General features: G+C 64.2%; 10 protein-coding genes. 7 read left to right on the plus strand and 3 right to left on the minus strand.

Features of this window, described 5'->3' with window-relative positions; translation table 11 throughout:
- Window positions 1–2: 2 nt before the first annotated feature.
- The 7 genes from BLS42_RS06580 (at window position 3) to BLS42_RS06610 (ending at window position 9,072) form a co-directional block, all read left to right on the plus strand.
- Window positions 3–1,088 (plus strand): Gfo/Idh/MocA family protein, encoded by a 1,086-nt coding sequence (locus BLS42_RS06580; protein ID WP_090578334.1) that lies wholly within the window; start codon window positions 3–5, stop codon window positions 1,086–1,088.
- Window positions 1,088–1,807 (plus strand): ThuA domain-containing protein, encoded by a 720-nt coding sequence (locus BLS42_RS06585; protein ID WP_090578337.1) that lies wholly within the window; start codon window positions 1,088–1,090, stop codon window positions 1,805–1,807. The genes BLS42_RS06580 and BLS42_RS06585 overlap by 1 nt, the downstream gene beginning before the upstream one ends.
- 88 nt (window positions 1,808–1,895) lie before the next feature.
- The gene (locus tag BLS42_RS06590; RefSeq protein ID WP_090578340.1) at window positions 1,896–5,117 is read left to right on the plus strand and encodes a glucan 1,4-alpha-glucosidase; all 3,222 of its coding nucleotides are present in this window, start codon (window positions 1,896–1,898) and stop codon (window positions 5,115–5,117) included.
- Window positions 5,118–5,279: 162 nt separating this feature from the next.
- A complete protein-coding gene (locus tag BLS42_RS06595; protein WP_090578759.1) occupies window positions 5,280–5,804 on the plus strand; it encodes a DUF2087 domain-containing protein in 525 nt (174 codons plus the stop codon).
- Window positions 5,805–5,976: 172 nt separating this feature from the next.
- Window positions 5,977–6,153, plus strand: coding sequence for a CsbD family protein (locus tag BLS42_RS06600; RefSeq protein WP_090578343.1), 177 nt, complete (start codon window positions 5,977–5,979; stop codon window positions 6,151–6,153).
- Between the two features lie 171 nt (window positions 6,154–6,324).
- A complete protein-coding gene (locus BLS42_RS06605) occupies window positions 6,325–7,173 on the plus strand; it encodes an SDR family oxidoreductase (RefSeq protein ID WP_090578346.1) in 849 nt (282 codons plus the stop codon).
- Between the two features lie 285 nt (window positions 7,174–7,458).
- A complete protein-coding gene (locus BLS42_RS06610) occupies window positions 7,459–9,072 on the plus strand; it encodes a phospholipase D family protein (RefSeq protein WP_090578350.1) in 1,614 nt (537 codons plus the stop codon).
- Between the two features lie 20 nt (window positions 9,073–9,092).
- On the opposite strand, the gene BLS42_RS06615 is transcribed toward BLS42_RS06610, so the two are convergent.
- The 3 genes from BLS42_RS06615 to BLS42_RS06625 form a co-directional block, all read right to left on the minus strand.
- Window positions 9,093–9,698: a cysteine hydrolase family protein gene (locus tag BLS42_RS06615; protein ID WP_090578353.1), complete on the minus strand. Its 606-nt coding sequence runs from the start codon at window positions 9,696–9,698 to the stop codon at window positions 9,093–9,095.
- A 287-nt stretch (window positions 9,699–9,985) separates the two neighbouring features.
- Window positions 9,986–10,411, minus strand: a complete 426-nt coding sequence (locus tag BLS42_RS06620) for an acyl-CoA thioesterase (RefSeq protein ID WP_090578355.1) — start codon at window positions 10,409–10,411, stop codon at window positions 9,986–9,988.
- 65 nt (window positions 10,412–10,476) lie between these two features.
- Window positions 10,477–10,734 (minus strand): hypothetical protein, encoded by a 258-nt coding sequence (locus BLS42_RS06625; protein WP_090578357.1) that lies wholly within the window; start codon window positions 10,732–10,734, stop codon window positions 10,477–10,479.
- Between the last annotated feature and the right edge of the window lie 334 nt (window positions 10,735–11,068).

Genomic DNA, 11,068 nt, shown 5'->3' on the forward strand with positions numbered 1-11,068 from the left:
CCGTGAGCCAACCGCCATCTCCCCTGCGCATCCTCCACACGGGACTCGGAGGATGGGGCCGCTCCTGGGCGGCCGAGCTAAAGAAGCGCCCGGATCTCCTGACCACAGTCGGGTACGTGGATGTGGTGCCCGACATGCTCGAGTTGCTGCGCGCCGACCTCGGAGTCCACCCTTCCCTCTGCTTCGCCTCGCTCGCCGAAGCCATAGCGGCCACCGATGCCGATGCCGTCCTAGTAACGACGGCGTTGCCCGGCCACGCGGCAGTCGCCATCGAGGCATTGAACGCGGGAAAGCACGTCCTGGTCGAGAAGCCCATCGCTGCCACTCTTAGCGACGCCCGGCAGATGGTGAAGGCCGCCGGGGACGCAGGGCGCGTGCTGATGGTCAGCCAGAACTATCGCTTCTATCCGGCGGCCCAAACTGTCTCCCGGATCATCGCCGGGAAGGCCCTCGGGGAAGTTGGGGCAGTGACCGTGAAGTTCCGGAAGTATGCCAACGAAGCTGCGGCCGGAACAAACCGTCACTACCTCCTCCCCGACCCGCTACTCCTGGACATGTCCATCCATCACTTCGACCTCATGCGGTACGTTCTCGGCCAGGAACCGCTGGAAGTGAATTGCCGCGCGTGGAATCCGGCCTGGAGCAAGTTCATGGACCCGGCAGCCGCCATCGCGACTGTGCTCTTCGACGGAGGAGCAGTCGTCAACTACCAGGGAAGCTGGGTCAGCACCCAGGAAGAGACGCTGTGGGCCGGAGAGTGGCTGATCGAATGCGCCCGAGGATCCATCGAATGGACCGGACGGGCGGATCAGCACACGGCCGCTGATTCCGTGACGATCCGTCCTCTTAGCGGTGTCGCTCAAGTCATCAACCTTCCACGAGATGACACCTACGACCGTGTCGGATCCTTTGCCGAGTTCCGCTCGGCAATCCACGAACGGCGAGCGCCGCTGACGAGCGGACAAGCCAACCTAGCCACACTCGCGCTCACCTTGGGCGCCATCGAATCGTCCAAAACTAATACGCCGCAAGACGTCCCGGCACTTCTGAGAATGAGCGGCTCCTTGGCCATGAAAGGTGGAAACTGATGCCACGCGTGACTGTATGGAATGAATACCGCCATGAGAAAACCGATCCCGCAGTAGCGGCGATCTACCCGGACGGCATCCACACCACCATCGCCTCAGCCTTGGGTGAGCATGGAATCGAGGCATCCACCGCCACCATGGATGAGCCGGAACACGGCCTAAGCCCAGATGTACTGGGCTCTACTGACGTTTTGATCTGGTGGGGCCACCTTGCCCACGACGAAGTCGGCGACGCCGTCGTCGACCGCGTCCAGCAGCGGGTCTTGGACGGCATGGGACTCATCGTGCTGCATTCGGGCCACGGATCGAAGATTTTTCGTCGCCTCATGGGCACCAGCTGCAACCTCAAATGGAGGGAAAGCACCGACAGTGAGGTGCTCTGGAACGTCGCCCCGGGCCACCCGATCACCGAAGGCGTGGAGGAGAACCTCATCCTGGACCAGGAAGAGATGTACGGCGAGTTCTTCGACATACCGACACCCGAGACCCTGGTGTTCATCAGCTGGTTCACCGGCGGTGAAGTCTTCCGCAGCGGAGCCGTTTATCAGCGCGGCGCAGGAAGGATCTTCTACTTCCGCCCCGGCCATGAGACGTACCCGACGTACCACAACAAGGAAATCCAGCGCGTCATTGCCAACGCCGCCCGCTGGGCATCGCGCAACCACGACGTGACCCAAAAATTCGGAAACCCGGCGCCGCTGATGCCACCTGGGTCCTGAGCACGCCCGCCAATAACAATGCCGCTCACGGAACAACAGAAGCGACACCCGAATCAAGCAGACAACGGCTCATTACACAGGAGTAACCATGGTCTTGTTAGCCGGCAGCAGACGCCGCCTGCAAAACTCCACACCCACACTGGTGATCGCGGCGGTCGCCGCGGCTGCCATGCTCGCCCCCGCGGTCCCGGCCATCGCTGGACCCCGGGCCGCTACCGACACACCGGGCTCCCCCGGCGGTGCCGCAACTTGGACCTCGGGTGACAAAGACGGGGTCGGCACGTCAGCCACTACAGCGTCCAAGGTTTGGTTCACGCTGACCGGCGGCACAATGAGCGAGGTGTATTACCCCAGCGGGGACACCCCCAACGTGCGCGAATTGCAGTTCGCCGTGACGGACGGAAGCAGCTTCACCCAACTCGAAACTGACTCCACAACCACCAGAACAGTGCAGATGAGCGATCCGACGTCGCTGACCTACACACAGACCACAGCGGACAAGGCCGACCGGTGGAAGCTAACCAAGACCTATGTCACCGACCCCGCCCGTTCCAGCGTGCTCGTCGACGCCACGTTCGAGTCCCTCAAGGGCGGTCCCTACCAGCTTTACACGCTCTACGACCCGTCCCTGGCAGGCGACTCAGGCAATGATTCCGGGCAATCCTCCGGCTCGTCCCTAGTAGCGAGCGATACACACAACACTTCCAGGCCCGTCTCCAGCGCACTCGTTGCATCCCCGGGATTCGCCAACACGTCAACCGGCTACGTGGGAAGCGCCAGCGATGGCAAAGCCGACCTGATTGCGCACCACAAGCTCACCTCCTCCTACCCGAACGCGGGAGCGGGCAACATCGCGCAGGTCGGTCAAATCCCCCTCAAGGACCAGAAGACAAAGTTCACCCTCGCGCTTGGGTTTGCCGCAAACACCGGCGATGCTCTGAGCACGGCGCACGACAGTCTCCGTGCGGATTTCGCCGCCACGAAAAACGAGTACCAACACGGCTGGCAGAATTACCTCAACGGTCTCAAGCCGGTCCCGGCAGGGCTGAGCGACCAGCTCGCAACCCAGTACAGGGCGTCGGTGATGACCGTCAAAGCGCATGAGGACAAGACCTACCCAGGTGCGTTCATCGCATCACTGACAATCCCCTGGGGCACAGCGGTCGACGCGAACGGTTCGACCGATGGCGGAAAGGGTTACCACTTCGTCTGGGCACGGGATGAATACCAGCAGGTCAGCTCTTTGTTGGCGGCAGGAGACACGCAGGCCGCGAAGGACGCCGTCAGCTGGCTCTTCACCCGCCAGCAACTGCCCGACGGCCACTTTCCCCAAACCTCGAATGTCGACGGCACACAGCAGCAGACCAACGTCCAACTCGACGAAACCGCGTTCCCGATCGTGCTCGCCTGGCAGACTGGACAGTTCGACAAGGCCTTTTACCAGCAGCACATCACCAAGGCCGCCGACTACTTGGTGGCCAACGGGCCGAAGACACAACAGGAACGGTGGGAGGAGACCGGTGGCTACTCCGTCTCCACCATCCCCGACCAAATCGCGGCCCTCACGGGAGCTGCGGATATCGCCAGAAGGACGGGCGACACCGCCGGCGCCGCCGTCTACCAATCCACCGCCGATGACTGGCAGCGCAACATTGAACGGTGGCTCTACACCACCACAGGAAGCCTTTCCGACGGCAAGTACTACGAGCGGATCAACAGCAGCGGAAACCCCGACGACGGCTCCAGCCGTGACTCCGCCAACGGTTCCGGCGTGCACAAAGAAAACAGCGTCGTCGACGCAGGGTTCCTCGAACTGACCCGCCTCGGGGTCAAGGCGCCCAACGATCCCTATGTGGCCCACTCCCTGCTGGCCGTCGACCAGTCCATAAAGGTCACCACACCCGCCGGGGACATGTGGAAGCGCTACACCTACGACGGCTACGGCGAGAAGGCCGACGGGTCCCCCTGGGACGGGACGGGGATTGGCCGTCCGTGGCCGCTGCTCTCCGGAGAACGCGGGGAATACGTCCTGGCCAACGGTGGGAACGCGCTGCCTTATCTGCAGACTATGGCCAACGCCGCCAACGACGGGCACATGATTCCCGAACAGGTGTGGGACCAGACCGACCCCACCAGTTACGGCCACGTTTTCGGCAAGGGAACCGGGTCCGCCGCACCGCTGGCCTGGGCAACCGCGCAATACGTGCGTCTGGCCCAAGGCATCGGTGCCGGGAAACCGGTTGAAACCCCCGCCGTCGTCGCGGACCGCTACGCAACAGGGAAGACTCTGACGGTACCGGACCTCAATGTGACCAGTCCAACCAACGCATCCACCTCGGAAAGCCGCGAGGTCCACGTCAGTGGCACCACCAACGCAGCAAGCCTCTACGTGTCCGTGGACGGTGCCAAACGGCAGGTCCCCCTCAACGGCGGCGCGTTCGACGTCGTAGTCACCCTGCCGTCGCTCAACAACCAGATCGTCGTGGCCGCAGTGGCGGCGGATGGCGGAACTCGACAGGTGGTACGCAACGTACAGGCCTTTGGCGACCGTCTCGGCGGGATCAGCGATCCGTCCGGGGACGACAACGGCCCGGGCAGCTATGTCTACCCCACCGACGGTGCTTTCAACCCCGGCTCGTTCGATCTCACCGGCTTCGGCGTCTACCGTGACGGCGACAATCTGAACCTCGTGACCGACGTCGCCGGGGCCATCAACAATCCCTGGGGTGGCAACGGGATGAGCACCCAGCGCGTTAACGTCTACGTTCACGACCCGGCGCAGACTTCGACGGCACCGACTCCACTGCTGCCTGGAACCAACACCAATGCCGCCGGTCCGTGGATGCGGGCCATCGTGGCGGACGGACGGTACCAGTCGAGTCGGTTCGGCGGAGGCGTCTACGGTCCAGACCTGGCCAGGGCCGGGGACGCCCGGTTGCAGGTCATTCCCGCGACCAGCCAGATTGTGGTCACGGTTCCGGCGTCGACCTTCGGCGCCGTCGACCCTGCAAAGGCGGGCTACCAAGTGTCCATGTACAGCGACGCCGAGGACGGCGAAGGTATCGGCAATGTACGGCCGGTGTATAGCAAAACCTGCTGGGACGGCGGGGACGGCTGCCCCTGGTTCGTCAAGCCGTACCGCTTCGGCGGCGGCGCCGGGACGTGGGACGGCGGTCTGGCGGCTCACGATACTGATGTCTCTGATTCCAACGCCATCGACATCATCAGTGGTAGCGCCGCGCAATCAACAGTTATGGATTGGACCAAGGGCTCGCCGGTAACAGTGCCCTACGTCCGGCTCACTCAATAGCGGAGCCAACCACCGGCCTGGTCCCAGCCAGGGCCGGTGGCGCCAAGGCCCAGTCCGGCCAACCGGGGCCAGCCAGCCCCCTGTCCGTCGCATCGCCGCAGGACTACGATTTTGCCTGTTGACCAGCACAGGCGGGGGCAGATGCAGAGTGAGGAAAACGTTGTGACCGGAGGAATCAGGCTGAGTGGCCCGCACTGGCGGCGAGTGATGGCAGCCCTCGCCAGCAACGACGCGCGGACCGCGTACGCGCAAATAGTGCTCGGCGCCAAGCTCCCTGACGTGGTTGCTGATCTGAATGACCAACGGCGAAACCGGGCCATCGCCGCGCTGCTTGAGTCAGGGCTCGTCGAACGGAATGCTGCCAAGGAACTGGAGGCGTATGAGGCGATCTTCCGCGACCTGCTCACGCAGCAGCCCCGGCGCCAGGCGCAGACCGGATTGGCTCGGTTCATGCGCCTGGGCAGGATCGAGAGGTATCCAGCCAACATGGCGGAACGGCGGGAGCTCCTGGCCTGGATTGTCAGCGAAGCCATCGAGCCGGGCGAACTCCTAACGGAAAGGCAGGTAAATGAACGGCTCCTCAGTTATACCGATGACGTCGTGATGCTGCGCCGCTACATGATCGACTTCGAACTATTGGAACGGACGCCCTCCGGCTCCTCCTACTCGCGGCCGGACGAAACATAGGCCTGGAACGTGGCGCCTGAGCTCCAACTCAGCGCTGGACGGAACGCAGTCATTTCTAGTGCCAGTGTGCGAGATAAAAGCAGGCGCACCACACTTGAAATCCCGATCCTAAGCATGCTTAGGATGGAGTTATGGCCGTAGCGAACGGCTGCCAACCAGAGGAGGAAACACCATGGGACTAGGCGACAAGATCGAGAACGCTGCCGAGAAGGCTGGCGGTAAGGGTAAGGAAGCGGCCGGGAAGGCCACGGGCGACAAAAGCCTGCAGGCTGAAGGCCAGGCTGACCAGACCAAAAGCGATTTGAAGCAGGCCGGCGAGAAGGTCAAGGACGCCTTCAAAAAGGATTGACCTGGATGCACGCGACGGGCGCAACTCAGACACAGGGGTGCGCCCGTCACCGTGTCCGGAGGATCACGTCCCCGCAACCTGTAGTTAACACAATTCCCCGGCTAGAAGACGGATGATGGTCTCCACGCCGGCGCTCTTGCTCTCCTCGGCCGCTGCGCGTATGAGAGAGGCATGGGTTCGCAACGAGACGTCCTCCGCGGACGCGTGGCGGTGGTGACTGGCTCGACACGCGGGCTGGGGTTCGCCATGGCCCGGCTGCTGGGGCATCAGGGCGCGACGGTGGTGCTGGCGGCCAGGTCGGACGGCGACGTTGCGGCCGCCGTCGAGCGGCTGCATGCGGAAGGGGTCGCGGCGGCCGGGCATCGCTGCGATACCGGTGAGCTGGCCGACGTCGAGGCCCTGCGCGACGAGGCCCTAAGCCGCGGGACGCTCGACATCTGGGTCAACAACGCCGGAGCCTCCGGTGTCTTCGGACCGACGGCGTCAATCCCGGTGGACGACTTCACGCGAGTGGTGCGCACGAACATCCTCGGCACCTTCCACGGGTCGAGGACTGCGTTGCCGGTGTTCCTCGGCCAAGGCCACGGCGACCTCGTCAACGTTTACGGTCACGGCGATCAGGGGCCGGTGGCGCTGCAGAACGCGTATGCGTCGAGCAAGCGCTGGGTCCGCCAGTTCACGGAGACGTTGCGGCTGGAGACCAAGGGCACCGGCGTGCGGGTGCACGGCATGAATCCGGGCCTGGTGATCACCGACATGCTGGGGCACGTCACGTCCCAGCCCGGGTACGAGCATCGACTGGGCGGCCTGCAGGTCGTAGTCGGACTGTGGGGTCAGACCCCTGACGCCGCCGCGCGTCCGCTCCTGGACCTTGTCACGTCGGACGCGGCCGAGTTCCGTGATCTGACCAAGACAACCATGGTGACCCGCGGGGCGCGCAACGCCCTGGCCGGACGCCTCCGTCGCGCCAATCGCATGCCCCTGGACGTCACCGTGCTGGACACGACCCGCAAGGGCTAACAAGGGCGGTACACGGCCCGCCGCCGCATGACCCCTCTGGGCTCATGCGCCCCTACACGTCCGCCTGAAGTTGCTGCTCGCTCACCCGGCGGGGACCACCGGATTCTCAGCGGTCAGCCGCGCCCTGGCCCTCGCGGGCCACCTCTTCCAGAACCCTGGCTGTCGGCGCTGCCGTCATCAGCTGCCCTATCACCTCGGGTTTGTCTGACATTGGTCAGCACAGTCGTAGGCTACTTTGGAGACCGGACACTAGTGGCCTGGCGTCAGGCCCGGAAGAAGGACTGAGTGGACAGTAATGCTGGTACGTGGTTTCTGAGTCGCGCTGAGCGGGGGAACCTGGCCACGGACGTGCACGCGGGCGGTGCCGGATCGCCGTCGTGGTCGGAGGGCAATCTGGTGCGGCCCCTGATTCATGGAGCGACCTACTTCGCCCGGCTGCATGAGGAGTTGACGGCTCTGAAGGCCGGAGACCGCGTGTGGTTCACCGACTGGCGTGGCGACGCCGACGAGCGGCTGCTGGCGGACGGACCGTCGATCGGCGACGTGCTCTCGGGGTTGGCCCGCGCGGGAGTGGAGGTGCGGGGCCTTGTCTGGAGATCCCACGGCGAACGCGTAGCGTCCCCCATCAGCGGCCGATCCAACGAGCTGCTAAGTCGTCAGGTCAACGACGCCGGCGGCGAAGTGCTGCTGGATCAGCGTGTACGCCTCTTCGGCTCCCATCACCAAAAACTCTTCGTCATCCGCCATCGCGACGACCCGTCGCGGGATGTCGCGTTCGTTGGCGGGATCGACCTTTCCCACAGCCGTCGAGACGATGCCGACCATGCCGGAGACCCGCAAGCGGTGGACATGGATTCCCGGTACGGGAAACGTCCCCCGTGGCACGATGCGAGCCTCGAACTGCGTGGGCCCGTGGTGGCAGATGTCCTGGCAGTGTTTGCTGAACGGTGGAACGACCCCCATCCCCTGGACCGGCGCACCCCCTATCGGATGTTGCTGCAACGCCTGGCCCGAATGCCCCGGCACCCCGAACCGCTCCCGGAGACTGCGCCGCCGCCACCACCGGCTGGCCCTCATGCCGTGCAACTGCTGCGCACCTACGGGTTGAGGCGTCCTCCGTTCCCTTTCGCACCCGAGGGGGAACGCAGCATTGCCCGCGGCTATGCGAAGGCCTTCGCCCGCGCCCGCTCGCTGATCTACATCGAGGACCAGTACCTGTGGTCGACAGAGGTCGCAACCGGAATTGCGGAGGCCCTGGAACGGAACCCCGAATTGAAAGTGATCGCCGTCGTGCCCCGCTACCCCGACTCCGACGGTCCTATCGCGGGGCCGGCTATCCGGATCGGGCAACTGCGTGCCATCCGGATGCTGCGCCGGGTCGCGCCGGACAGGGTCGGCGTGTTCGACCTGGAGAACAGCGCCGGAACTCCGATCTACGTCCACGCCAAGATCTGCATCATCGATGACACCTGGATGACCTGCGGTTCAGACAATTTCAACCGCCGATCGTGGTCCAACGACAGCGAGCTCACCTGCGCCGTACTCGACGCCGCTGCTGACAACAGGGAAACTCCCGGCACAGACTCGGGCCACGACGCTTCCCGGCCGTTGGCCCACGGGCTCCGGCTGCAACTCTGGGCGGAACACCTGGGTCTGGACCAGGACGATCCCCGGCTCCTGGACCCGGCGGCCGGGCTCAAGTTTTGGAACACCACCGCAGACGCTCTCGACCAATGGCACGAGACCGGGCACCGCTCGCCCCGCCCCACCGGCCACGTGCGCCACCACACCCCAGAGCCCGTGTCGTCCCTCCAACGTCTCTGGGCGGTTCCGATGAGCCGCCTCGTCGTGGACCCGGACGGCCGCCCCCGCCGGCTGCGTGGCACTACAGAGTTCTAGGCAAGCGTTCTTCCGCAAGGCTAGGACAGCCGGCTGGAGAATTCCTCGGCAGTCATCGGGGTGGAGAACATCGGGTAGTCGTACGCGATCGCGTTCTCGTGTTCCTCAACCGATGTTGCGGCGACACAGTCGCTCAGCGTCACCACCTCGTACCCGTTCTCGTAGCCACTGCGCATGGTTGATTCGACGCAACAGTTGGTCAGAAACCCTCCCAGGACGATGGTGGTGATGCCTTTGCTCCGAAGGATGAAATCAAGGTTTGTGCTGGCGAAGGTGTCCAGACCCCTCTTGCCTTCAATGACGATGTCGCCATCGACCGGCGCCAGTTCGTCGATGATGGCCGCACCCCAGGTGCCCTTCACGAACACGCCACTGTCCACGACCCCCTTGAGGATCCCGTACGGATGCCTGCCGAGCTCGTTGTAGCCCTCGGCAAACGTGATGGGCGCGTGCATTACCGTGACGCCGGCCGCGCGGGCTGCCTCTACAACGCGAGCCGTATTGGCGAGCATGTCTGTTTTTTCCATGACCGGTCGGACAGCGTCATGCAGCCCGCCGCCCTCGGACGTGAAGTCGTTCTGGTATTCGATGAGTACAACGGCGGTGGTGTTCGGATCAAACTTCAAGGCATCCTCCTGATTGGCGGTGAAGCGCCCGCGGCTATGCCGACGGTCGGGGTCAGACTAGCCGCGGCCCCCACACAGGACAAGGGGCCCGCGTTGACTCATGGAAAAGGTCCGTGTGGCCGGACACGTTGCCTCATTGCAAAAGGTCAGGGAGGGAGCGGCCGGACCTCCTTGAGGGACGGGACTGACGATGACCCAGCGCAAGGCGGTCACGGTGATCAGGGGCATTGCTGCGACCTCGGCCTCGATTTGCCCGCCAGCCGGCTGAGTTCATGACCCGAAGCGCCTCATGGGGCTTCTTTTTCGAAGAACAGCGCCATAACGTCGGCCGGCCAGTCCGTCGCGCGACTCGTTTCCTTGTCGATGTGGGCAACAGTCATGACGCAGCGCGACACGTTCGTTCCGCCGGAATCGACCATGGCGCACTCGATAAGCGCATCGGGCCCCCGGAACTCTCGCACGAACGACGTGATGGTGACCTCCTGATCGCCCCGAGCAGGCCGCAGAAAGTCGATCTCCATCCTCCGGACCCAGACCATGAACGGCAATGTGCCCAGCGTTTCCAGATCCCAACCGACATAGTCCCGCAGGCCCTCCATCCGGTGATCTGCGTAATAGGTCGCGTATTCCCCCGTGCTCACGTGGTTGTAGGGGTCGAGCTCGGAAAACTTGACCCGGTGCGTGCTCTTGTAAACAATCGGTACCTTCGCCATTCAGCGCCCCTTCGCTTGCCACAATACTGCTCGGCGAACCCGCAAGCAGCCGGTCCCCCCGCGGTTCAGGAGCCCGTATTCCCGTCTGAGGAGCCGCCCCTTCGGCCCCACGAGCCGAAAAGTGCGGGGCGGGCGGGACCGGCAGGCGACCGCACCCGACGGACGGCCACCACGGCACACGCCCCAATCAGCACGCCGATGAACACGAGGGAAAGACCGACGGTGAACCAACCGCCATGCCCAAAAACCATCATCACAACGCCCGCCAGGGACAGGCCCTTCGCCGCGACGTCCAGATACAATGGGCCCCTCAGGTTCTCCATGCAACTAGGGTAAACCCATCACACTCCACCAGCGCCGCCCGGCTATCGAGGCTCCGCGACGCCGCCAATTAGGCCCTCCTCGAACCGGACGGGAATGACCGTCAGTAACGGACGGCGGAATAGGACCGGCGCGCCACTGACCTGAGCGGTGAGCGCTTGCAGGATGAGCTTTGCCCATGAAGCGGCAATGTTGGGGTCGCGTCCCGCAAAAACGGCCCCGCATGCGTATGCGTGCGGGGCCGTTCCGGGTCATTCGACTCACCAGACGAGGACGAACGACTGTGAGACCCAAGGTCACCTGGCGAAAAGCGCCAGATGCGGACCACCGTGATTC

Source organism: Arthrobacter sp. ov407, assembly GCF_900102895.1.
In the GTDB taxonomy this organism is placed as follows: domain Bacteria; phylum Actinomycetota; class Actinomycetes; order Actinomycetales; family Micrococcaceae; genus Arthrobacter.